Origin of the sequence: Gymnodinialimonas ceratoperidinii, from assembly GCF_019297855.1 — a bacterium.
In the GTDB taxonomy this organism is placed as follows: domain Bacteria; phylum Pseudomonadota; class Alphaproteobacteria; order Rhodobacterales; family Rhodobacteraceae; genus Gymnodinialimonas; species Gymnodinialimonas ceratoperidinii.
The window spans coordinates 3,171,919-3,192,978 of the sequence record NZ_CP079194.1 but is presented as its reverse complement, the minus strand read 5'-3'; the positions used below and the strand labels follow the sequence as shown (position 1 = coordinate 3,192,978).

Below are 21,060 nucleotides of genomic sequence, written 5' to 3'. Positions count from 1 at the left end.
TTACCCCTTCGCGCTCGCACCGGCGACCATGGCTTTGTAGAGCCCGTCCGTCAGCTTCATGATTTCCTTGCGCAGCGGGTTCTTCTTGGCCGCTTCGGCCAGAGGCTCACCATTGTCGCCTGCCTGCATCACGGGCTTCCCGCCTTCGGGGAGGTGCGTGGAGAACGACACGCCGAGGCTATCGGCCATCTTCTTCATCCGGTTCTTGCCGTTCAGGTCGGTCATGCCCGGCGCCCGGTTGAGCACAAAGTGCAGCTTCTCCATCGGCAGGTCCTCGGACTTGCAGGCGGTGATGAAGCGCATCGCGTTCTGGGCCGAGCGCAGGTCCAACTCCAGCGTCAGGAAATAGAGGTCGGCGCGGTTCAGTACCGTCTCCGTCCACATCACCATGGTGCGGGGCATATCGATCACGACGATATCGAAGGACTGCGACGCCAGATCGATGACGGCGTTCACCTCGTCCGGTCCGATCAGGTCGAGCGGGACGATCTCGGCGGGTGTGGTGAACACGGGCAGGCGATCATTGTAGGTCACGAGGGCTTGCTTGAAACCGTCGACGTCCATGGTCGTGGCGTCCTGCAACAGCTCCAGCACGATATCGCGGCGCGACAGGTCGAGATAGGTCGCGACGGAGCCATGCTGCAGATCGAAATCGAGCAGGCAGACCGAGGGCGGGTTTTTCTTGTCGGCGTGGGCGAGTTCCCAAGCCATGTTCACCGCGAGCGTTGTCGCCCCGGTGCCGCCGGCAAGGTTCTGGACGGCGAAAATGGCCGAGTTTCCATCCATCCTTTGGCCCGTGGCCACGGTAGGAGGTGCTGCGGGCAGCTCTGCCACCGGGGCAGGGGCCGGTGCTTTCGCCCGGCGGATCTTGTCGATCGCATCATGCAGCGCGCCTTCCGCAAGGGGGTAGGGCACGAAATCATCGGCTCCAAGGCGCAGCAACTCGCGCAATCCCGCGGTCGAGAGGTTCTCGGGGATCAGTATGACTGCGATATCCTTGGAGCGGGCGGCGTTGATGACTTCACCAATGCGTCCTAGGTCGGCTTCGTCGTCTTCACGGACAGCCAAAGCGATGAATTCAAGCGTGCCGTTATCGAGGGCGTGGATGAAATCGCGTGCTTCGTCAAAACCCAAGTCACCCCAGGCTTCACCAAGCTCGTTTTCCATGTCTTCGATCAGGAGGCCAAAGTGATGTACTTTGCTTGATACCGTGCAGGCCACGATCGGCGCCGGTTCAGAGTGTAATGCCAGTCCGCTACTCATTTCCTCAAATCCCACACTTGCCCGGAATTCCCGGATCATTCCATGCGCGGCGCGTTTTTTAGCTGCTCGACAACGCCGTCCGCGATTCTCTCAGGTCCGCATGAGCCTACGCACATGGGACCTTCTCAAAGAGGAACCTGACTTGAGAAAGCGGCAGGAATGGGACGCAAATGAGGGAATACGTTTACAATTCGCCGGCTTTGAATGGTTTGTCGCCAAATGAAGAACCGCGCCAAGCGGCAGGCCTGGCGCGGTTTCTCAAGCGTTTTACCATGTGAGGCGGCGTTTAATCCGCCGAGTTGTCGCCACCACCCGAGCGGTAGCTGCGGTAGATGATCTCCGCGTAGCGACCATCCAGAACCAGCGGATCATTCTCGAGGAAGCCCGAAACCTCGGTAACTGTCCGGCGGTTGCGCCGTTCCTCGTCCTGCGTGGCGACGACCGGTTGGGTCTCGCCAAAGGAGACGAGCGCAGCGAGGCGATGGCGGCTGATGCCTTGGCTGGTCAGGAAATGCACTGCGGCCTGTGCGCGGCGGCGACCGAGACGGCGGTTGTAGGCGTTGGAGCCGACCGCGTCCGTATGGCCGTAGACCGAGAAACGGACTTCCGGGAAGTTCCGGATGAAGGCGGCCTGCTGCATCAGGATCGCGCGAGCGGTCGCGTCCAGCTCTGCCGAGTTGAAGGCGAAGTTGATCGTGGTAGGCACGGTATTCGCAAACCGCTCCCCCAGGATCGCGGCCCATTGGATGTCGCCGTTATGCACACCGATGTTGTTGCGTGTCGGTTGCCCGAAGGTGCCGTTGGCGTCCAGATGCGCGCCAAGGGGGCGTCCGGTTTCCACGGTGACCGAACCGCAAGCGGTCAGAGCCAGTGTGGAGCCCATGCTTGCAAGGACAGCACGACGGGAGTGGCGTTGATGTGTCATGGTCGCGTCCCTCTCAATCCAACACGTAGCCGTAGGAGCCCGAGAAGTCCTGTTGAGCGACTTCTCCGGCAGCAGTTCCGGGGGCAGGGCCACGGCCCACGACGTGCCCGCCGAAGAACAACTCGCTCTCGGTCGGGATGCGCACGCGGTCCGTTGGCAGGGCGAGGGCCTCGCCGTTGACCGGGCTCACCAGATGGGCGGTCACGATGATGACCAGCTCCGACTGCGAGCGTTGGTAGGAGGAAGAGCGGAACAACGGGCCGAGGACCGGCAGATCGCCGAGCCACGGCACTTCTCCCACGGAGCTGCGGAAGTCGTCCTGCAACAGGCCCGCAATTGCGAAGCTGTCGCCGTCGCGCATCTCGACCGTGGTGGCGGCCGAGCGGGTATTCACCGAGGGCACGCCGTTCGAGATGATCTCGCCGATCGAGGAGATCTCCGCGTTGAGGGAGAGGTTGATGATCCCGTCGGTGATGACGGTGGGGGTGAAGGAGAGCTGCACGCCGAAGGGCTTGAACTCTACGGTCGTGCCACCGGATTCGGATTCCGTGGGAACGGGATATTCGCCACCGGCAAGGAACGACGCCGTCGCGCCGGTGAGGGCGGTCAGGTTCGGTTCGGCCAGAGTGCGAACAAGTCCATTGGATTCAAGGGCTTCCAGAAGAACCGACAGTTGCAAGCCACCGGCCGAGAAGCTGACGCCGAGCCCGCCGGTGCGTCCCGCAAGGCCGCTCGCGATATCGCCGCTGCCATAGGTTGCCGGGCCGTTGGCACTGCCGCTGCCGAAGGTGGCGCCGAAGTCCGAGCCGGAGCTGCCGATGCCGAGGGAGGCCGAGAGTTCCTGCCGGACGGTGCGCTGCATTTCGGCAAAACGGACCTGCAACATCACCTGTTGCTGCCCGCCCACCATCATCAGGTTGGAAACCCGACCCGGCGCGTAGCGCTCGGCGAGTTCCATAGCGCGGTCCACCGCGAAAGAGGAGCCGACAGTACCAGACAACACGATGCCATCATTGGCCGTGCGAACCTCGACAGCGTCGTGGGGAAGGATCTCTCGCAGACGCTCGCGCAATTCGGCGACGTCCGGGACCACTTGGATCTCCACGTTGGCGATGAGCGATCCATCGGCGCCAAGCAGGGTCATCGTTGTCCGGCCGGGCGCGCGTCCGAGAACGTAGATGGAGCGCTCCGACAAGGTCGCGATATCTGCGATGGCGGGGTTGGCGACGGAGAGCTCTGCGAAGAGCATCTCGGCCTCGACCACCACGGCTCGGTTCATCGGGACACGAAGCGTTCCCGTGCTCTGTCCCTCGACGACACGAAGACCTTGGGCCTGCGCGGGTAAAATCGGTTGAATAAGAAGTGTTGCGGCACCAAGCAGGCACGCGCGCAATATACCGGTAATGTTCATTGTGACCTGCCTCTATGCCACGGTTAAGGCGTTGTCCTAATGGCCGCCCTTTGGCGAACCATGCCTCAATTCCTCTTTTCACGCAAGAATCATGCAATTGGGGGCTGTTGTTAATGTGCCATATCGACAACGGTAGCCAAGTTTTACACAAGCAAACGGCGCCCGCGGTTGGTACCGGGGCGCCGTTGAGTTGTGAGTAAGCCTGTGGATATCAGTTCACGCAGGGCACTTGCGTGATGACCACTTCAGCCCCGCGACGGTTGCGAACAGTGCAGACACGCGGGCCTTCAGACGCGACTTCCTCCACCTCGCCCAGAAGCGATGAGGTCGATACTTCGACTTCGCCCTGCTCGGTCATGTCGTTCACGCCGACCAGCGCGAGCGTCAGGGAGCCGGAGCCCTGGGCCTGGGTGAGGGCCGCAACATCCTCGGGACGCGCCGTTACGGTGATGGTGCGCGCAATGGTCGGGCTGTTGCGCTGTTCGTCGGCGATCTGGTCGATCGCGATCAATTGCACATTGGCCCGGATCAGGCGCGTCACGGTTTCGCCGCCGCGGCCGGGGCCGGTCCAGTAGACGTCGACACGGTCGCCGGGGCGCAGGAAGCCGGATACGCCGGAACTCACGTCCACGCGCAGGGCAATGGCGCGCATCCCGGTTTCGAGCCGCGAGGCGACGCCTGCGTCTTCGCCGGGGGCCGTGACCTTGGCCAGCAGGATCGGCTCATGTTGCTCCATCATGCGGATGACGGTGCGCGCGCCTTCCTCGTCCTCTGGAAAGAGATCTTCCATCGAGTTGAAGGACCCGAAAGGCACATGATCAGCAGGCCAGCGAATGACCTGAACGTCCTGCGGTGTCAGACGCTCACCATAGCGGAGCTGCCGGTTCACGACGACGACGTCGACCGTGGGGATAATGGCGTTGCGCTGTTCAGCCAACGCCGTCTGATATTGATCAAAGCGGTCCTTGGCGATGGAGACGGCGAAACCCGCCAAGCCAACGCCGACGGCCAAGACCAGAATGAAAACGATACGCATGCTGCCCACCTCGTATTTGTTGCCCGTGCCAGGGTCATTCCCAGCAACAAAGCTGGCTACACCCGGTGTTTGTTGCGGAGAATTCGGGCGAAATGATGGTCCTGCCAAGATATGACGATGGCGCGGCCATCTCCGCGATCAGCCGAAACCCGGCGACCCCGGGCTGCCACGAAGGGCGCCCGAGGCCGTGGGAGGTGCATTATTCCGATTCGGTGAAGGTCGTATTGCCGACGAAGGGATCGGTCAGCGGATCGGTGTCGGTGAGGCCTTGGCCGATATCGGTGGAGAGGTTTTCGACACCTCCGGAAACGACGGACATGACGGCGAGGCCGAGGCCGACGAGTGCGGCGGTCAGAACAACCCAGTCCACCGTGACGGCGCCGGATTCGTTGGAGAGAAAGGTGTTGATGTGCGACAGAGCCATTAGAGGAACTCCCTTTTCGTCAGTGAGAATGAAACTGATCCTGGATAGATCGAGGCGCGTTCTGCACCGGCGCTGCTTGATGAAGCGCAGGGAAGGAATGGCGGATCACGGGGGGCAAGATTGTGGCACGGTCACGTCGACCACCGCCCGTTTCGGGAAGCGTTGTTTCAAATTTTGCCGAGTCGGCTAAGAGCAAGGATGGCGGCAAGAGCCTGCGTCACCAGAGGCTAGACGTGAACTTCTGCGTATAACCGGAGCAAAAAGAGAACCGCCGCACCCTGGGGGGATGCGGCGGTTACCGTCTTCACGCGAAAGCGTGAAGGTGCTTCGTCGAGGATCAAACCTCGCCGAGAACGGGCCACCCCGGGTTTAGCCGGGGCGGGCCATGAGAGAGTTACTCGCTGTCGGTGAACGTGTCGTTGCCGTCGAAGGGGTCGGTCAGCGGATCGGTGTCGGCCAGACCCTGAGCGATATCGGTCGAGAGGTTCTCAACGCCGCCGGAAACAACGGCCATCACTGCGAGGCCCAGGCCGACGAGAGCGGCGGTCAGAACGACCCAGTCAACAGTCACGGCGCCGGATTCGTCTGCTGCGAAGTTTTTGATGAAGTTGGTCATGGTAGTCTCCGTTTTTAAATTCAAGTTGTTCAGTCTAGGTTGCGGTCCCATTCGTGGGCCGCTGCCCTTGGGATGAGATATGTTTGATGGTTAATCAGGGCGTGATTGGGGCGGTCCCGCGAATTTTATGAGAATTCTACCGGGTTGTTTTAAGGCGCCGGGTTGAGGCATCATCGCGGAACAGGCGCTCAACAACTGGCAAAGAACCAGTAAAACAAGGCGCCAAGAGCAGTTTCACAGGTGGACCATGGTCAATCGCATATTAGTAGCGACCGCTTTTGCGGTTCTGTCAGGCAGTTCAGCCATGGCCCAAGAGAGCAGTATTCGCTTTGTCCGTGCGCCTGAGGCCGGGCAAACCGGGCCGCGCATCACCATTCAGATCACCGAAGAAGACATGGCCCGGCAAGCCGCGCCGGTCGACGTGACGCCCCTGCCCGAGGCTGTGACCCCCGTGGCGCTACCGACGCCGGACGGGGCCTCGTCGTGGTTCTGGGCCGAAGTGCCGAGCCATATGCCAGCGGACCCGGCGCGCTTCTGGGCGGCGCTGGATCTACTATCCCGCGCGCCGGAGATCGGGGGCCTTGGGGCGCCGCGTCTGGACACCGTCAGCCAGATCGCCGCCCGCCATGGACGGGAAATCCTCGCGGCGACGATCGGAACGCAGGTCTCTCCGGCTTTCGCGCTGGCGGTGATCGCAGCCGAAAGCGCCGGGCGCTCGGACGCCATCAGCGGCGCAGGGGCGCAGGGCTTGATGCAATTGATCCCGGCGACAGCCGAGCGGTTTGGTGTCGCGGACGCCATGGACCCGGCGCAGAACATCGCGGGCGGCGTGGCCTACCTCGATTGGCTGATGGAGGAGTTCGACCGCGACCCGATCCTCGTGCTGGCCGCATATAATGCGGGCGAGGGGGCGGTGACGCGGGCGGGCGGCGTGCCGGAATATGATGAGACACGCACCTACGTGCCGCGCGTGCTCGCGGCTTGGGGCATGGCGCGGGGGCTGTGCAACACGCCGCCCGAGCTGGTGTCGGACGGCTGCGTGTTCCAGATGATGAACTAAACGGCCACTGGCGCGTCGGGCAAGGGGCGGGTCACGCCCGAGCTTGCGATGGCCACGAAGGTGAACGTGCCCTCGGTCACGAGGATATACTCGCTGGTCCGCTGGCGACGCACCCAGGCTTCCACATGCATCGTCATGGACGTGCGGCCCGTTGCCGTGATCCGGGTGTAGACCGAGAAAAGATCCCCCACCAGAACCGGCGCGTGGAAGCGCAGCGCCTCGATCGCGACCGTGGCGCAGCGCCCCTGCGCGCGGTCAATGGCCGTGGTGCCGGCGGCGATGTCCATCTGGCTCACCACCCATCCGCCAAACACGTCTCCGCCGGCATTGGTGTCGCCGGGCATCGGAACGGTCTGGAGGGTGAGCGTGCCTTCGGGTTCCCGCGGCTCAGACAATTTTGGCTTGCGTGGCGGCGCGCAGCTCGTCTTCGGTGACACCTTCGGCCGTCTCGACGATCTTCAGACCGCCCTCGACCACGTCCAGCACGCCGAGGTTGGTGATGATCCGATCCACCACGCCCTTGCCGGTCAGCGGCAGGGTGCATTCCTTCAGCACCTTGCTGTCGCCGTGCTTGTTGGTGTGGTCCATCACCACGACAACGCGGCCGACACCCGCCACGAGGTCCATCGCGCCGCCCATGCCTTTCACCAGCTTGCCGGGGATCATCCAGTTGGCGAGGTCGCCGTTCTCGGCAACTTCCATCGCGCCCAGGATCGCCATGGCGATCTTGCCGCCGCGGATCATCCCGAAGCTCTGCGAGCTGTCGAAGTAAGAGGTGTGCGGCAGCTCGGTGATGGTCTGCTTGCCGGCGTTGATCAGGTCGGCGTCTTCCTCACCCTCGATGGGGAAGGGGCCCATGCCGAGCATTCCGTTTTCCGATTGCAACGTCACTTCGATGCCCTCGGGAATATAGTTGGAGACCAGCGTCGGGATGCCGATGCCGAGGTTCACATACCAGCCGTCTTGAAGTTCCTGTGCCGCGCGGGCGGCCATCTGGTTGCGGTCCCACATAGGGTGTCTCCTCCGTATAAGGTGCAGGGCGGGTTAAGGTGCTGCGCCGATTGCTATCGCAAAGGCGTTGAAAAGCGAAGCGCCGAAATCGGCGTTCATGTGGCGGTGGTCGTTGAGCAGATTGTCCTGATTGCGGAAGTCCATCGACCCATGGCCGTAGGGCTCCTTGGTGAGGAACGGTTGTGCGATGGTCTCGTCCGGTTGCGGGATGAGCGTCATGCCGCGATCCGCGAGCGCGAGGGTCAGGGCGTGCCGATGAAGCGTCTGGAGCGCGGCCGCATGGGGATAGGTCGCCATGGCGGCGTAGGGCTGCTGGTGGTGCACCCCTTTCGGGACCACCGCCGTCGTCGGGTAGGGGGCGTGGGCCACGTGAAGCTCGAACGTGCCGAACTGCGCGCGCAGGTGATCGGCGCGGGCGGCAATCGCCTCTTCCGCAGTGGCTTGCAGGGCGGGGAGGGACAGAAGGTCCCGCCCGGTGCGCGTGGACCAATCGGCAATGTCGTAGGACAGCGCGGTCCAAAGCGTCGCGGGGAGGCCGAGGGTGTCGCCGATCACGAGGATATGGGCAAACCGCGAAAGATCGAGCGTCGGCGCCCCGTTGATGCGTCGGGCGAGCTTCATCGCGGCAGTATCTGCGCGGTCAGGCCCGAAGTGATTGTCTATCAGCTGCGCGCCGTCGAACTTGCCGCCGGGCAAGCCATAGCAAGTGACGGCAAGCTGAGGATAGGCCGCCTCGATGCGGGTCTGGGCATATTTCACCGCGCCGATGTTGGATGTGCCGATCACGGCGACGTTGATGTCCTCTTGCGCGGTCATGGGCGATCCGGCGCGAAAGCGTCGAGCAGGATGTCTTCGCAGACCGCGTCACTCTCCGATTCTGTGCTCGGGTTCGTGGGGTTTGGCGAAGCCGCTGCGTCCGGCGCACCACCAAGGCCGTGAGCCGCAAGAAACGTCTGCATGATTTGCGCCACGATCTCCGGCCGGACCGAGCGCAGGTCTTCGGCGAAGGGGCTGCGAGGATGCGCGGGCGAAGTCACCAGCTCGTAACTGGGGAAATAGTCGATACGCGGGCTGCTCTCGGCCAGCATGTCGCAAACGACGCGCAGCGTGGCTTTTGAGCGCGTCGTGGCAGCCAGCACATGATCCTCCTTCGCGGTGGCGGCCAGTGGCACGGGCGAGACGGTGAGTAGCCATTTGAGGTCCGGATTGATCGACGCGAGGGAGGTCTCCAACGCGGTGAAATCCTCCACGATGTCCGCCACGCCGTAGTTCACGAAGCGGAAGACCTCCGGATCGTAGCTGCCAGCGATGGTGCCGGGCGCGGTCGGATAGACGGTGCCGGATTGCCGATGCTCCCACGCCTCCGTCAGGCCGAGGGTGAAGACGATCACCTCGGCCTCCTGCAGCGCGCGGGCGAGGGCCGAGAGGTGCTGCGCGCGCATCTCCGCGACAAGTTCCGGCGTGGCCAGACCCTCGGGCTCCACCCCCGGACGCAGCGCGTCCCAGAACCGGCCGTCTCTCTCCCACACGGGCAAGGCAGGTTGCGCGCCGTTCATCTCTGCGACCAACTGGCGAAATTGTCTGACCGTGTAGAGGTTGCCGAAACGCGCGGAATAGACCCCGTAGCCGAAGCGCTTTGCCGTCTCGGGCGTCATGCCGCGCCGTGCGGGTTCCGCGTCAATGACACCGATGCCCGCCGCCTTCATCGCCGCGCCGACATGCTGCGCAAAGCAGGAGCCGGCGGTGAAAACCTTGGTGTCCCGGGTGACGGCAAACTTCGGTCGATAGATATCCGTCGGAAACGGCGACGCGCCTGCCACGGCACCGCGCCAGAAGGCACGGGCAGGCAGGCCGCGGTAGGGGGAGGGGGGCGGCATCAGGGCGTCCCGCCATGGCAAGGGCGTCGTGTCGCAAAGAGCCAGCCGCGCCGTTCTGTAGACGTGTCGGACACGGGCGTCTTACGCCGCCCGCACCGTCCGCTGCTCGATCCGCTTCTCGTGCTCGCCCTGGATCATCCGGTGCACATAGATGCCTGGCAGATGGATCGCGTCGCCGTCGAGCGTGCCGGTTTCGACAATCTCTTCGACCTCGAGAATGCAGACCTTGCCACACATGGCAGCGGGCGGGTTGAAGTTGCGCGCGGTCTTGCGGAAGACGGCGTTGCCGGTCGCATCGGCCTTCCACGCCTTGACGATGGCGACGTCCGCGAAGATGCCCCGCTCGAGGATGTATTCCTCGCCGTCGAATTCCTTCACTTCCTTGCCCTCGGCAATCACGGTCCCGACGCCGGTCTTGGTGTAGAAACCGGGGATGCCGGCGCCGCCGGCGCGCATCCGCTCGGCAAGGGTGCCCTGCGGGTTGAATTCCAGCTCCAGCTCGCCGGAGAGATACTGGCGCATGAACTCGGCATTTTCACCGACATAGGAGGACATCATCTTTTTGATCTGACGCGTCTCCAGCAGCTTGCCGAGGCCGAAGCCGTCCACGCCCGCGTTGTTGGAGGCAACGGTCAGGTCCTTGGTGCCTGCCTCGACGATGCCGTCGATCAGAAGCTCCGGAATGCCGCAGAGGCCGAAGCCACCCGCTGCAATCAACATGCCGTCGAACAGAACGCCGTCGAGCGCTTCTGCTGCTGAGCCATAGACCTTTTTCATCCCGTGTATCCCCTGCTGCTGCGTTGCGGCGTAAATTGGCGGAGGGGGCGGGTGAAGTCAACGCGGGCGTTGGGGGCGGGCTACAGCCCGAGGGTGTCTTCCATCTCGGCGATGAGGGTGGAGACATAGCGGTTGAACCGATCGCCCGGCTGCTGTCCTTCGAACTTGGCTTGAAAGGGATCGGGGGCGTGGATGTCGCTGCCCGACATGGACTCCAGAACCGCGTGGCCCAGGAAGGGGACGTGAACCTCGGAATAGCCGCCCTCATGGGCCATCATGAGGCGACCGTCACAAAGCTCGGCCGCGGCCTCCATCGTCATGTCGGTCATCGCGCGGAAGGTATCGCCGCCGGTGATCATGCGAGAGAGCGGATCGACGAGAGAGGCGTCATAGCCGCAGGCCACGATGATCGCATCGGGCTGGAAGGCGTGAAGCGACGGTATGACGAGACGCTCGAAGGCCTCGACATAGCCCGCGTGACCGGTGCCGGGGGGCAGGGGGATGTTGAGGTTGAAGCCGTCGCCGCCGTCCGAGCCGCGATCCGCGAAATCGCCGCTGTCGAGCGGGTAGTTGCGCTCCTGATGCAGCGAGATCGTCAGGACATCATCGCGATCATAGAAAATCGCCTCCGTCCCGTTTCCGTGGTGTACGTCCCAGTCGATCACCGCGACGCGGTCGGTGAGCTTGTTGGTTTGCGCGGCCTCGATCGCGATGGCGATGTTCGCGAGCAGGCAGAACCCGTTGGGGAAATCAGGCAGGCAATGGTGGCCCGGCGGACGCGAGAGTGCATAGGCATTGTCGACCTCGCCCTTGAGCGTCGCGAAGAGCGCCGCCTTCGCCAGACCGGCGGAGACACAGGCAATATCGAAGCCGTCCGGGCCGAAAGGCGTGCGGAGCCCAAGCTCGCCGCCGCCCTCGGCGGACTTGGCCTTGAAGCTCTCTATATACTCACGCGGGTGAATGCGCAGGAGGTCCTCCTCGGTGGCCGCCCGAGCCTGTTGCGTGGCGAGATCGTCCCAAAGACCCGTCACCCGCATCAGGTTGACAAGACGACGCTTCGTCTCCGGGTTCTCGGGCAAGCCGCCGCCCGGCTGGATCAAGCCACCCACCTGCAGAAGGCCCGCGTAGTTACCGCCGGAATGCCAGAAGCAGCGTTCGTCCCAGAAAAAGCCAGTGGTCATGGGCGGGTCCTTCGATTGTGGAGGGAGGTGGTAAATTCGAAAGGGGCGGGGCGACTTATCCCCGGTTGTCCTGTGGATAGGGCGGTTTCACGCACGGTCAGGAGAAAGCTTGTAAGCGCCCTCCGGCAGATCAAGGGCTGCGGCCAAGTCGTGAACCTGGGCGAGCGAAAGCGTGATCGTGCGCACCTGATCCGTGCGAGGGTCGACCTGTTGCAGGGTCACGCATTCATCGAAGGCCGAGACGATCACGTCTTCCTTCAAGGGCAATTCGCCCTCGTCCACAAGGGTGACGATGGTGGCGTCGAATTCGTGCTCGATCGTAAACATGGGGTCAGGTTATGGGCGCGGGTTCACCTTGCCAAGCCTTTGTATGATTGCGCGGCTTTGTGCCGACTGACGGTGACGTGAGCCGCGATTGCCTCAAACGCTCTGGACGCCCCGGCGCGCGTGGCTAGTGTTGGCGCGCCTCAGCCGGAGACCTCCATGCGTGTTCTGATCCCCCTCCTGTCCGCCCTCGCCCTGAGCGCTTGCGTCTCGGTGCCGCCGCCTGCCGCAACTACGCCCGCGACCGGCCCTGGCCGCGCCGAGGTCTCGGTCACCCGCGCCGTGCAGGTGACGCAGCGGATGGAGCCGGTGGCCGAACAGATGTGCCGCACGCAGTCGTCGCTCCTCAACTGTGATTTCGAGTTTCTGGTCAATCGGGATCCCCGCTCCGGCGTGAATGCGTTCCAGACCGTCGATCGCTCCAACGGACAGCCGATCATCATTCTCACGGTCGGCATGATCCGCTCGGTGCGCAATGATGACGAATTGGCTTTCGTACTCGGCCACGAGATCGCCCATCATATTGCCGAGCATATCGGCCAGCAGGAAGCCGCCGCGCGCCTGAGTGCCGAAGCATATGGTCTGTCGGCGCAGGCAAGAGGCGGAAGCCGCGCCGAGATCATCGCAGCGGCGCAGCAGGGTGCGATGGTCGGCACCGCCCAATTCAGCCAACGCGCGGAGTTGGAGGCCGACAGCCTCGGCACCGTGATCACCTGCCGCGCGGGGTTCGACCCTGTTCTGGGCGCGCGCTTTTTCAGCCAGCTTCCCGATCCCGGCGCTCGGGTCTTTGGCACGCATCCGCCCAATGCGGCCCGTATCCAGGCGGTGCGAACGGCGGCTGCGCGCGCGTGCTGATCGAAGGCGTCGTCAGCGACCGCGGGTCCAAATACGCGGTTTCAGGCAGCGCCGTGCGCGACCGCGCCGAGGTTGAGGCTTTTCTCAAGGACCTGAAGCGGAAGAAGAAGTACGCCAAGGCAACGCACAATACCTGGGCGGTGCTACTCCCTGACGGTCCGTTGAAGAACGACGATGGAGAAGGCGGCGCGGGGCAGGTGATCTTGCAGATGCTCGAGCGCGAAGACCTGCGCGATCACGTCGTGGTCGTCACCCGCTGGTACGGCGGCAAGCATCTGGGCGAAGACCGATTCCGCCACGTGGCCACCTGCGTGCGAACCTATCTGGACGCGCTACGGCGCTAGCTTGCCCCAAAGATCGTAATCGCTGGCTTCATCCACCTCGACCGAGACCATGTCGCCTGGCGCAAGGGCCTCGAATCCCTCGTCGATGAACAGGTTGCCGTCGATCTCGGGCGCATCTGCCGTGGTGCGGCACGTCGCGCCCTCCGCGTCGACGCTATCGACAAGCACCTGCATCCTGCGACCGACCTTGGCCTGCAGCTTCGCCTCGGAAATCGCCTGCGCCTTTTCCATGAAACGCTCCCACCGCTCCTGCTTCAGCGCATCGGGCACGTGATCGGGCAGCGCGTTGGAGCGCGCCCCGTCAACGTTTTCGTACTTGAAGCACCCGATGCGATCGAGCTGCGCCTCGTCGAGCCAGTCCAGCAACGTCTGGAACTCGGCCTCCGTCTCGCCGGGATAGCCGACGATGAACGTGGACCGCAGGGTGATGTCCGGACAGTCCCGCCGCCACGCCGCAATCTCGTCAAGGGTTCGCGACGCGGCCGCGGGCCGTGCCATGCGTTTGAGAACGTCGGGATGGGCGTGCTGGAACGGGATGTCGAGGTACGGCAGCAGCCCGTTGGCCGGATCGGCCATGAGCGGAATAAGCTCGCGTACATGGGGATAGGGGTAGACATAATGCAAGCGCACCCACGCGCCCAACGTGGATAAGTCGCGGGATAGATTGAGGATGGGAAACTTCTCCTCCCGCCCTTTCCAATCCACGCCATAGGCGGATGTGTCCTGACTGATGATCAGGAGCTCTTTGACGCCACTCTCCACCAGCTTCTCCGCCTCGCGCATGACAGCCTTCTGCGGCCGCGAGGCAAGCTTCCCGCGCATGTCCGGAATGATGCAGAACTTGCACTTGTGATCGCACCCTTCCGAGATCTTGAGGTACGCGTAATGGCGCGGGGTCAGCTTGACGCCGGCAGCGGGCAGCAGATCGACGAACGGATCGGGCGCGGGCGGCACGGCACCGTGGACGGCATCGAGAACCTGCTCGTATTGCTGCGGACCGGTGACCGCCAGAACCTTGGGATGCGCGCCGGTGATATACTCCGGCTCTGCGCCCAGACAGCCAGTGACGATGACCTTCCCGTTTGCCTCCAAAGCCTCTCCGATCGCGTCGAGGCTCTCCATCTTCGCGCTGTCGAGAAAGCCGCAGGTGTTGACGATCACCGCTTCGGCGCCGTTGTAGTCGGGGCTGATCGCGTAGCCCTCCGCGCGCAGCCGCGTGAGGATGCGCTCGCTGTCGACCAGCGCCTTCGGGCAGCCAAGCGACACCATGCCGATGCGCGGCTGGCCGGGACGGGCGGCATCGGGAACCTGTGCGCGGGCAAGGTCGGGGCGGAGGAGGGGCGGGTTCTGGCTCATGGGTGCCAGATAGCGATTGGCGGTCTCCATGGGAAGGGGCCGCGGCGTCGGCAAAGGCTTGCCGCACGGCGAGGTTTCGGATGTGCGACGCGCCACAGACGCGATAGGCTGCGGCCGTTGAACGGAAAAGGCGCATTCCATGCGGTGGATAATTCGAGTTTTGGCGGCCATCGTCGTGCTGCTGTTTCTGGGCCTCGGGACGGTTTTGCTGATCCCGGCAGAGCGGATTGCCGAGATCGCGGGAAACCGAATCTCCGCCGCCACCGGACGCCCCGTCACCATCACCGGAGAGGCCCGTCCGACGCTCTGGCCCGATCTTGGTGTCGAGATCGATGGCCTTCAGGTGGCCAATCCTTCCTGGGCAGGCAGCGCGCCGCTGATCTCTGCGGATAAGGTCAACGTCGGCGTCGCGTGGTCCGGGTTGCTTTCAGGAAATATCCATGTGAACCGCGCTGTCTTTGAAGGGGCGTCCATCACCTTGGTGCGCGCGGAGGATGGGAGCCTCTCTTGGGAGGCGGATGAGGAAGCCTCTGTTGGGGAACCTCGTGCTGCGCGGCGTTTCGGGCTGGAGGAAGCGATCATCCGCGACGCGCAGGTGCGGTTCGAGGACCGTGAAGCCGGCACCGACCTCTCCGTCACGGCGCTGAACGCGACCCTGCGGCTGCCTGATTCCGACGGCGCGGGCATGGTCTCGGGTACAGCGCAGGTAAACGGCGTGCCGATGGAGTTGGAGACCACAATCGACGGCGTCGCGGGCCTGATCGCCGGCGAGGCGCGGCCGATGCAGGCGCGGCTGGTCTGGCCGGAAGGGCGCCTTGCCTTTGACGGGACATTCGGCGTGGACGCCGCTGCGGCGGGTCGCGTGGAGCTCTCGGCTCAAGACCTCTCGCCTCTTGCCGCGCTGGCAGGCCAGGACCTGCCCGAGTTGCCAGAGGGCTTCGGCCGCGACCATGTCGCGCTGGCAGGCGAGGTTCGGCGTGCGCGCGAAGGCTCTTTGCACCTGCGCGACGCGACGTTGCAGCTTGATGAGACGATCCTGCAAGTCGCGGCTGATCTGGTCCCGGGCGAGGTGCGGCCGATGTTGCGCGGCACGATCACCGGGGGAGAGGTCTCGCTACCCAGTGCGCTTTCCGGCGACGCTTTGACGGAGGCAGGCTGGTCGCAGGAAATCCTCGACGTATCGGGCCTGTTCAACAGCGATGCCGATTTGACTGTGCGGGTCGAAAGCCTCGCCCTCGGAGGGCTGGTGCTCGGAGAGGTCGACCTTCGCGCCACGGTAGAGCGGGGGCGGCTGGTGTTCGACATCGCGTCGATCCGCGCCTACGAGGGCCAATTGGCGGGTCAGTTCGTGGTTAACGGGCGCGGCGGCCTATCTGTCGGCGGCGATCTGATCCTGTTTGACGCCGCGCTCCGCCCGTTTCTGGGCGCGGTCGCGGGTTACGAGCGGTTGGAGGGGCGCGGATCGGCGTCGGTCGAGTTCCTTGGAGTCGGAGACGATTTGCACACGCTGATGAGCGGGCTGGAGGCCGAGGGCGATATCGCCATCGGCCAAGGCGCGTTATTGGGCCTCAACCTCGCGTCCCTTCTGGATGAACCGGAAGCGACGGACGCAGAAGGTCGAACCCTGTTCGACCGGCTGACCGCGGATTTCATCGTGCGCGACGGCGTGTTGATGAATGAGGACCTGTTGCTGGACGCCCCATGGGGCGAGGTGCGCGGCGCGGGCGAGATCGATCTGGGTGCGACGACGCTGGACTACACCCTTGCGCCCGCAATCCTGCGGGACGCGGGTCGCCCGGCGCAGGCCCAGATCCCCATCGCTCTCACGGGCACATGGGCGGCGCCCGAAGTGGGGCCGGACCTCGAGTTGCTGGCAGAGATCGAGCGCGCCGCAGAGGCAGAGCGCCGCGCGGCGGAAGCGCGGGCCGCTGCGGAAGAGGAGGCGGAATTGTTCCCGGATTTGGGTACCGCCACGGACGCGACACCGGAACCGGCTCTGGAGCCAGCGCGGGAGGAGAGCGAACCGGTCGTCGCCTTCCCGGAAGATATCGAACAGCAACTGACAGACGAGTTGATCAGCGGAGTGCAGGAATTGATTTTTGGCGATTTGGGGGAAGTGGAATGAGAGCGTTTGGCGTTTTGGCTCTTTGCGCGGTGCTGACGGGCTGCGGCGGTGGTCTTCCGTTTAACGGCGGGGCGGATGCTCAAGCCGTCCGGGCGCAGCCGGATCTCTATCCCGGTGAGACTCCGGCAATGCGTGCGTTGGTGATCGAATACGCCGCGCGCCACGATATTCCCGAGGCTTTGCTGCACCGGGTGATCCAGCGCGAAAGCGACTACCGGGCCAATGCGCGCAACGGTCCCTATTACGGGCTGATGCAGATCCTGCCGCAAACGGCGGCGCAGATGGGGCACCAAGGCAGCCCGAACGATCTGCTCGATGCGCGCACGAACCTCGAATACGCGGGGCGCTATCTGCGGGGCGCGTGGCTCTTGAGCGATGGCGACATCGACACCGCCATCGGTTGGTACGCGCGCGGCTATTATTACGAGGCGCGGGATCGCTGCATGCTGGTGGAAACCGGGCTGCGCATCCGAGAAGTGGCGCGGGCCTGTCGCTAGGCTAGAGCACCGCCAAGCGCGGCGTCCAACAAAAAAGCCCCGCGTTCCGCCTCGATCATCGAGGGCGGAACGCGGGGCTAAATCGTTGCCGTAACGCCTGACGCGATGGCCTTAGCGACGACGATCCCGGCGCGACGACATCGGCTGGAACGCCACGCCCACGTGGGCATCGCAATAGGGTTTGCCTTGCTGAACGGGCAGGCCGCAGAAGTAGAAATCGTCCGTGGCCGGATCACCGATGGGCCATTTGCAGACCCGCTCGGTCAGTTCCATCAGGCTGATCTTCTTGGCGTGCTTCTCCACCTCGGAGACTTTCGCAAGCGCCTCGGGGCTGATCTCGTTGGCGGAGGGCTGCGGCGGCAGGGGCTGACCCGCGGGCGCGATGGGCTTGCGCAGGGGCATGACATTCGTGCGTGGCGCGGGCGTCGCGGCGGGCGCTTCGGCCGCCTTGGCCTCAGGCGCGGGCGCGGCTGCTGCGGGCGCAGGCTTGGCGGCCGGCGCGGCTTTCGCAGCGGGTGCCTCTTTCGCCGCGGGCGCGGGCTTGGAGGGCGCGGATGCGCCGCCGCCCGAGCGGTTCGACAGACCCAGACGGTGCACCTTGCCGATCACGGCGTTGCGTGTCACCCCGCCCAATTCCTTGGCGATCTGGCTGGCCGACTGGCCTTCGCCCCACATTTTCTTAAGCGTCTCAACCCGTTCGTCGGTCCAGGACATGATGTGCCTTCCGGTCTATCGTTCCGCCGCAAGCGGCATTCGTGTATCAGCATGGGCTTATGATGCGCGCGCCCTGCGATTGGAAGTCCTATTGTGGGGGTCCGCGTGGCCGAGGGCAAGGTGGTGCGACAGTATTTGCCGTCGCGACGAGGACTGGGAAAGAGAATCGGATGAGAATTCTTACGAGAACTTTGAGTAACGTGTTGGTTTCGATTGGACTCGTGACGGGGCCGGCAATGGCGCAGGACACGGCGCAGGAAATCGCCGAGGCGCTGGCCGGGATCTCTGACGTGCCGGCGGCCGCCGCGGGGTGGGTGACAGCGCAGGACATGGACTTCGGCGTCGCGGGCACCCGCGTCGTGAACGGTAGCGACAGGGTGCAGCCGGACGATCAGTGGCACGTGGGATCGATTACCAAGGGAATGACCGCAACACTCGCCGCTCGACTGGTGGAAGCCGGAGCCATCACCTGGGACACGCGGCTCGGCGCGGTACTGGGTGACAGCTACCCGGACATGCATCCTGATTGGCACGACACGCCGCTGCGCCGGTTTCTGACCCATCGCTCGGGCATGGCGGCGAATTTGCCCGACGACACGGCAGCGGGCCTCGGCACGGCGCCGCGTCGCGATTACGTGGCAGAGGCGCTTTTCGCGGCCCCCATCGGTGCGCCGGGCGAATTCGTCTATTCCAATGCCGGATACGTCGTCGCGGGGGCGATACTGGAGGCCGCCGGGGGCGCCTCTTGGGAAGAGCTGATGCGCATTCACGTCTTTGCCCCTCTGGGGATGGAGAGCGCGGGGTTCGGGCCGCCTCAGGGCGCGGTCATCGAGGGCCATTCCCCAAGGCTGCTCTGGGGTGTCAGCGCTGCGGGGCAAAGCCCGGAGGCAGATAACATTCCGGCAATGGGCCCCGCCGGGCGGGTGCACCTGAGCGCCGCAGACATGTTGCGCTACCTGCGCGCCCATCTGCTGCGCGACGAGACCTTTCTGAGCACTGACGCGTGGGAGACCCTGCACGCGCCGATCGGAGAGGAAGCCTACGCGATGGGGTGGGGCGTCGGTGAGGACGGAAGCCTCGTCCATTCCGGCTCGAACACGCTCTGGTACGCGGTGGCCTATGTCGCTCCGGACAGCGGCCGGGCGGTTTTTGTGAGCACGAACACAGGCGATTTCGACGCGGTGGTGGAGCCAGTCGACGAGGCACTCAGGTCGTTACTGGAGGCGCGCTAGCAGCCTCTTTCGCTTTGCGGCTCAGCCGCGCCTCGCGCCATGCCAGAAGGGCTGCGCCACTGATGATCGTGGCGGCGCCAAGGTAGGACAACCCGGTCGGCGTCACCCCGAAGATGGCGAAGTCATAGACGGCCGCGAAGACCAGCGTCAGATAGGAGAACGGCGTCACGAAGCTGGCGTCCGCCCGCGCGACCGAGCTTACAAAACACGCCTGAGCCGCGGCCATGAGGCATCCCAGTGCCACCAGTCCGGCCCATTGCGCGCCGGTCGGCGGTTGCCAGACGGCGATGACGGCAATCGTGGCGATCACAACCCCCAGGGAGTTGTTGATGAACAGGATCTGCAAGGGCGCCTCGCGCCCTGCGAGGCGCTTGATGAAGGTCAATTCGAGCCCGAGGGCGAGGGCCGCGCCCAGGGCTACCAAGGCGCCTGGCGCGATCGCGCCGCTGCCGGGCCGGATCAGGATCAAGGCGCCGGTGAAGGCGATGGCCGCGGCGAGCCAACGCCATTTGCCGACTTTCTCACCGAGCAGGGGAATCGCGAGGATCATCCCAAAGACCGGATTGAGGAAACTGATCGCTGTCGCATCCGCCAGCGGGATCATCGAGGCGGCGGCGAACATGCAGGTGACGCCCGCAAAGCCCATGACGGTTCGCCCGATGTGAAGCCCCCAGTTCAGCTTGCTGAACCGGGGCCGGAGTATCGCCACAACGCTGCCGATGGTGATCCATGCGAACAGAAACCTGCCGTGACTGATTTGGAACGGATGCAGGGGCGGGCCGAGGGCATCGGTGCCAAGCGCCTTGGCAAGCAGGGTCGTGCTGGCGATGAAGGCGGTAGCCACCAGCATGAAAGCCACGGCGAGCCCCGGCGAGGGCTTGGCGAGCGTGACAGGTGTGGCAGGCACCGAAGACTGGATCACCGGACGCATGGGTATTCTCCGATTGAGAGCCTTGGCGGCGCGGCGGCCCTGAGGCCCATCGCGTTCGCATCAGTGCGACCGTGCGGAGGCGCCTGCAATCCCGCTCTTCCCCTCACCTCAAGCGGTCCTCGGCCGCTCGCCCAATCATGCGCCGAGGCACCACCGCATGATCGCCTTCTGCGCGTGCAAGCGGTTCTCGGCCTCGTCGAACACAACCGAGCGCGGACCATCGAGGATCGCATCGGTAATCTCCTCGCCGCGGTGCGCCGGCAGGCAATGCATGACCATCGCATGATCCGGCGCGGCCTCCATCAGGCGCTCGTTCACCTGGTAAGGACGCAACAGATTGTGACGCCGCTGACGCGAGCTTTCGGCATCGCCCATGGAGACCCAGGTATCGGTCACCACGAGATCGGCGTCGGCAACCGCCTTGACCGGATCACGCTCGATCCGCACGTCACGACCCGCGTTGCGCACCGCGCCGACAAGATCGTCCCGCGGATCGAGCTGCGCCGGGCCGGAGAAGGTGAAGTCGAACCCGAATGACGCGGCGGCGTGAAGGAAGCTCTGGGCGACGTTGTTGCCATCGCCCATCCACGCCACCCGCTTGCCCGCGATCGGGCCGCGGTGTTCCTCGAAGGTCATGACATCCGCCATGATCTGACAGGGGTGGGAATTATCCGTCAGCCCGTTGATGACCGGCACCGTGGCGTGCTCTGCCATCTCGTGCAGAATATCCTCGCCGAAGGTGCGGATCATGATCAGGTCGACGTAGCGCGACAGTACGCGGGCGGTATCGGCAATGGTCTCGCCGTGGCCCAATTGCATCTCGGCGCCTGACAGCACCAGCGATGTGCCACCCATCTGGCGCACGCCGACATCGAAGCTGACCCGCGTGCGGGTGGAGGGCTTCTCGAAGATCAGCGCCACCACGTGGCCGTCGAGTGGCAGCTCGTCGTCCGGCGTGCCCTTGGGGCGGCTGCCGCGGGCGGTCTTCATGTCGCCAGCAGTCGCGAGGATGTCGCGCAGGGCGGCGGGATCAGTGGTATGAATGTCGAGAAAATTTGGCATGCTATGGCGCCTGTGGCTGGCGAAGGCGGTGAGGGGCCA

The 21,060-nt window shown here is 64.4% G+C and carries 23 protein-coding genes; 6 read left to right on the top strand and 17 right to left on the bottom strand.

Going from position 1 to position 21,060, the window contains the following annotated elements; all coding sequences use genetic code 11:
- The 6 genes from KYE46_RS15495 to KYE46_RS15470 all read right to left on the bottom strand — a co-directional run bounded on the left by KYE46_RS15495 (window position 1) and on the right by KYE46_RS15470 (window position 5,675).
- Window positions 1–1,167 carry a CpaE/TadZ family protein gene (locus KYE46_RS15495; protein ID WP_346345207.1) on the bottom strand — a complete coding sequence of 389 codons (1,167 nt, stop codon included), beginning with the start codon at window positions 1,165–1,167 and terminating at the stop codon, window positions 1–3.
- 382 nt (window positions 1,168–1,549) lie between these two features.
- Window positions 1,550–2,188: an OmpA family protein gene (locus KYE46_RS15490; protein WP_219001800.1), complete on the bottom strand. Its 639-nt coding sequence runs from the start codon at window positions 2,186–2,188 to the stop codon at window positions 1,550–1,552.
- A 13-nt stretch (window positions 2,189–2,201) separates the two neighbouring features.
- Window positions 2,202–3,599, bottom strand: coding sequence for a type II and III secretion system protein family protein (locus KYE46_RS15485; protein ID WP_219001798.1), 1,398 nt, complete (start codon window positions 3,597–3,599; stop codon window positions 2,202–2,204).
- 211 nt (window positions 3,600–3,810) lie between these two features.
- The gene (cpaB, locus tag KYE46_RS15480; RefSeq protein WP_219001796.1) at window positions 3,811–4,635 is read right to left on the bottom strand and encodes a Flp pilus assembly protein CpaB; all 825 of its coding nucleotides are present in this window, start codon (window positions 4,633–4,635) and stop codon (window positions 3,811–3,813) included.
- Window positions 4,636–4,834: 199 nt separating this feature from the next.
- Complete coding sequence (locus KYE46_RS15475; protein WP_219001794.1) at window positions 4,835–5,059, bottom strand: hypothetical protein; 225 nt, start codon at window positions 5,057–5,059, stop codon at window positions 4,835–4,837.
- Window positions 5,060–5,453: 394 nt separating this feature from the next.
- Entirely contained in the window at window positions 5,454–5,675 is a 222-nt protein-coding gene (locus KYE46_RS15470) for a Flp family type IVb pilin (RefSeq protein ID WP_219001792.1), read from the bottom strand.
- A gap of 304 nt (window positions 5,676–5,979) precedes the next feature.
- Here KYE46_RS15470 and KYE46_RS15465 point away from each other — a divergent pair, with 304 nt between their 5' ends.
- Window positions 5,980–6,735, top strand: a complete 756-nt coding sequence (locus KYE46_RS15465) for a lytic transglycosylase domain-containing protein (RefSeq protein ID WP_247716856.1) — start codon at window positions 5,980–5,982, stop codon at window positions 6,733–6,735.
- Here the strand turns inward: KYE46_RS15465 and KYE46_RS15460 are convergent.
- The 7 genes from KYE46_RS15460 to KYE46_RS15430 form a co-directional block, all read right to left on the bottom strand.
- A complete protein-coding gene (locus tag KYE46_RS15460; RefSeq protein ID WP_247716855.1) occupies window positions 6,732–7,130 on the bottom strand; it encodes an acyl-CoA thioesterase in 399 nt (132 codons plus the stop codon). The genes KYE46_RS15465 and KYE46_RS15460 overlap by 4 nt on opposite strands.
- Window positions 7,123–7,746, bottom strand: coding sequence for a 3-oxoacid CoA-transferase subunit B (locus KYE46_RS15455; protein ID WP_219001787.1), 624 nt, complete (start codon window positions 7,744–7,746; stop codon window positions 7,123–7,125). Before KYE46_RS15455 ends, KYE46_RS15460 begins: the two co-directional genes overlap by 8 nt.
- A gap of 33 nt (window positions 7,747–7,779) precedes the next feature.
- The gene (locus tag KYE46_RS15450) at window positions 7,780–8,562 is read right to left on the bottom strand and encodes a hypothetical protein (protein ID WP_219001785.1); all 783 of its coding nucleotides are present in this window, start codon (window positions 8,560–8,562) and stop codon (window positions 7,780–7,782) included.
- Window positions 8,559–9,623 (bottom strand): GSCFA domain-containing protein, encoded by a 1,065-nt coding sequence (locus KYE46_RS15445; RefSeq protein WP_219001784.1) that lies wholly within the window; start codon window positions 9,621–9,623, stop codon window positions 8,559–8,561. The genes KYE46_RS15450 and KYE46_RS15445 overlap by 4 nt, the downstream gene beginning before the upstream one ends.
- Window positions 9,624–9,704: 81 nt before the next feature.
- Window positions 9,705–10,400 carry a CoA transferase subunit A gene (locus KYE46_RS15440; RefSeq protein WP_219001783.1) on the bottom strand — a complete coding sequence of 232 codons (696 nt, stop codon included), beginning with the start codon at window positions 10,398–10,400 and terminating at the stop codon, window positions 9,705–9,707.
- An 80-nt stretch (window positions 10,401–10,480) separates the two neighbouring features.
- A complete protein-coding gene (locus tag KYE46_RS15435) occupies window positions 10,481–11,581 on the bottom strand; it encodes a class II histone deacetylase (RefSeq protein WP_219001782.1) in 1,101 nt (366 codons plus the stop codon).
- Between the two features lie 87 nt (window positions 11,582–11,668).
- The gene (locus tag KYE46_RS15430; RefSeq protein ID WP_219001781.1) at window positions 11,669–11,908 is read right to left on the bottom strand and encodes a hypothetical protein; all 240 of its coding nucleotides are present in this window, start codon (window positions 11,906–11,908) and stop codon (window positions 11,669–11,671) included.
- A 156-nt stretch (window positions 11,909–12,064) separates the two neighbouring features.
- On the opposite strand from KYE46_RS15430, the gene KYE46_RS15425 reads away from it, so the two are divergent.
- Both KYE46_RS15425 and KYE46_RS15420 read left to right on the top strand, forming a co-directional pair.
- Entirely contained in the window at window positions 12,065–12,760 is a 696-nt protein-coding gene (locus KYE46_RS15425) for a M48 family metallopeptidase (RefSeq protein ID WP_219001780.1), read from the top strand.
- Window positions 12,754–13,104, top strand: coding sequence for a YigZ family protein (locus KYE46_RS15420; protein ID WP_219001779.1), 351 nt, complete (start codon window positions 12,754–12,756; stop codon window positions 13,102–13,104). Before KYE46_RS15425 ends, KYE46_RS15420 begins: the two co-directional genes overlap by 7 nt.
- On the opposite strand, the gene rimO is transcribed toward KYE46_RS15420, so the two are convergent.
- On the bottom strand, window positions 13,093–14,460 hold the full coding sequence (gene rimO / locus KYE46_RS15415; protein ID WP_219005132.1) for a 30S ribosomal protein S12 methylthiotransferase RimO: 1,368 nt from the start codon (window positions 14,458–14,460) through the stop codon (window positions 13,093–13,095). The genes KYE46_RS15420 and rimO overlap by 12 nt on opposite strands.
- Window positions 14,461–14,599: 139 nt before the next feature.
- Here rimO and KYE46_RS15410 point away from each other — a divergent pair, with 139 nt between their 5' ends.
- The gene (locus KYE46_RS15410) at window positions 14,600–16,585 is read left to right on the top strand and encodes an AsmA family protein (protein WP_219001778.1); all 1,986 of its coding nucleotides are present in this window, start codon (window positions 14,600–14,602) and stop codon (window positions 16,583–16,585) included.
- On the top strand, window positions 16,582–17,082 hold the full coding sequence (locus KYE46_RS15405; RefSeq protein ID WP_219001776.1) for a transglycosylase SLT domain-containing protein: 501 nt from the start codon (window positions 16,582–16,584) through the stop codon (window positions 17,080–17,082). Before KYE46_RS15410 ends, KYE46_RS15405 begins: the two co-directional genes overlap by 4 nt.
- 111 nt (window positions 17,083–17,193) lie before the next feature.
- On the opposite strand, the gene KYE46_RS15400 is transcribed toward KYE46_RS15405, so the two are convergent.
- Window positions 17,194–17,796, bottom strand: a complete 603-nt coding sequence (locus tag KYE46_RS15400) for a GcrA family cell cycle regulator (RefSeq protein WP_219001773.1) — start codon at window positions 17,794–17,796, stop codon at window positions 17,194–17,196.
- Between the two features lie 236 nt (window positions 17,797–18,032).
- On the opposite strand from KYE46_RS15400, the gene KYE46_RS15395 reads away from it, so the two are divergent.
- Entirely contained in the window at window positions 18,033–19,028 is a 996-nt protein-coding gene (locus KYE46_RS15395; protein ID WP_219001771.1) for a serine hydrolase domain-containing protein, read from the top strand.
- On the opposite strand, the gene KYE46_RS15390 is transcribed toward KYE46_RS15395, so the two are convergent.
- Together KYE46_RS15390 and argF are read right to left on the bottom strand one after the other, a co-directional pair.
- Window positions 19,003–19,959 carry a DMT family transporter gene (locus KYE46_RS15390; RefSeq protein WP_219001770.1) on the bottom strand — a complete coding sequence of 319 codons (957 nt, stop codon included), beginning with the start codon at window positions 19,957–19,959 and terminating at the stop codon, window positions 19,003–19,005. The two genes, KYE46_RS15395 and KYE46_RS15390, sit on opposite strands and share 26 nt — an antisense overlap.
- A gap of 135 nt (window positions 19,960–20,094) precedes the next feature.
- Window positions 20,095–21,021, bottom strand: a complete 927-nt coding sequence (argF, locus tag KYE46_RS15385; RefSeq protein WP_219001769.1) for an ornithine carbamoyltransferase — start codon at window positions 21,019–21,021, stop codon at window positions 20,095–20,097.
- Window positions 21,022–21,060 lie beyond the last annotated feature (39 nt).

Coding starts and splice junctions, on each gene's coding strand:
- KYE46_RS15495 (WP_346345207.1), bottom strand. CDS start 1,167: ATGGAAAACGAGCTTGGTGAAGCCTGGGGTGACTTGGGTTTTGACGAA.
- KYE46_RS15405 (WP_219001776.1), top strand. CDS start 16,582: ATGAGAGCGTTTGGCGTTTTGGCTCTTTGCGCGGTGCTGACGGGCTGC.
- rimO (WP_219005132.1), bottom strand. CDS start 14,460: ATGAGCCAGAACCCGCCCCTCCTCCGCCCCGACCTTGCCCGCGCACAG.
- KYE46_RS15430 (WP_219001781.1), bottom strand. CDS start 11,908: ATGTTTACGATCGAGCACGAATTCGACGCCACCATCGTCACCCTTGTG.
- KYE46_RS15435 (WP_219001782.1), bottom strand. CDS start 11,581: ATGACCACTGGCTTTTTCTGGGACGAACGCTGCTTCTGGCATTCCGGC.
- KYE46_RS15425 (WP_219001780.1), top strand. CDS start 12,065: ATGCGTGTTCTGATCCCCCTCCTGTCCGCCCTCGCCCTGAGCGCTTGC.
- KYE46_RS15475 (WP_219001794.1), bottom strand. CDS start 5,059: ATGGCTCTGTCGCACATCAACACCTTTCTCTCCAACGAATCCGGCGCC.
- KYE46_RS15465 (WP_247716856.1), top strand. CDS start 5,980: ATGGCCCAAGAGAGCAGTATTCGCTTTGTCCGTGCGCCTGAGGCCGGG.
- KYE46_RS15445 (WP_219001784.1), bottom strand. CDS start 9,623: ATGCCGCCCCCCTCCCCCTACCGCGGCCTGCCTGCCCGTGCCTTCTGG.
- KYE46_RS15390 (WP_219001770.1), bottom strand. CDS start 19,959: ATGCGTCCGGTGATCCAGTCTTCGGTGCCTGCCACACCTGTCACGCTC.
- KYE46_RS15485 (WP_219001798.1), bottom strand. CDS start 3,599: ATGAACATTACCGGTATATTGCGCGCGTGCCTGCTTGGTGCCGCAACA.
- KYE46_RS15470 (WP_219001792.1), bottom strand. CDS start 5,675: ATGACCAACTTCATCAAAAACTTCGCAGCAGACGAATCCGGCGCCGTG.
- KYE46_RS15440 (WP_219001783.1), bottom strand. CDS start 10,400: ATGAAAAAGGTCTATGGCTCAGCAGCAGAAGCGCTCGACGGCGTTCTG.
- KYE46_RS15400 (WP_219001773.1), bottom strand. CDS start 17,796: ATGTCCTGGACCGACGAACGGGTTGAGACGCTTAAGAAAATGTGGGGC.
- cpaB (WP_219001796.1), bottom strand. CDS start 4,635: ATGCGTATCGTTTTCATTCTGGTCTTGGCCGTCGGCGTTGGCTTGGCG.
- KYE46_RS15410 (WP_219001778.1), top strand. CDS start 14,600: ATGCGGTGGATAATTCGAGTTTTGGCGGCCATCGTCGTGCTGCTGTTT.
- argF (WP_219001769.1), bottom strand. CDS start 21,021: ATGCCAAATTTTCTCGACATTCATACCACTGATCCCGCCGCCCTGCGC.
- KYE46_RS15450 (WP_219001785.1), bottom strand. CDS start 8,562: ATGACCGCGCAAGAGGACATCAACGTCGCCGTGATCGGCACATCCAAC.
- KYE46_RS15490 (WP_219001800.1), bottom strand. CDS start 2,188: ATGACACATCAACGCCACTCCCGTCGTGCTGTCCTTGCAAGCATGGGC.
- KYE46_RS15395 (WP_219001771.1), top strand. CDS start 18,033: ATGGCGCAGGACACGGCGCAGGAAATCGCCGAGGCGCTGGCCGGGATC.
- KYE46_RS15455 (WP_219001787.1), bottom strand. CDS start 7,746: ATGTGGGACCGCAACCAGATGGCCGCCCGCGCGGCACAGGAACTTCAA.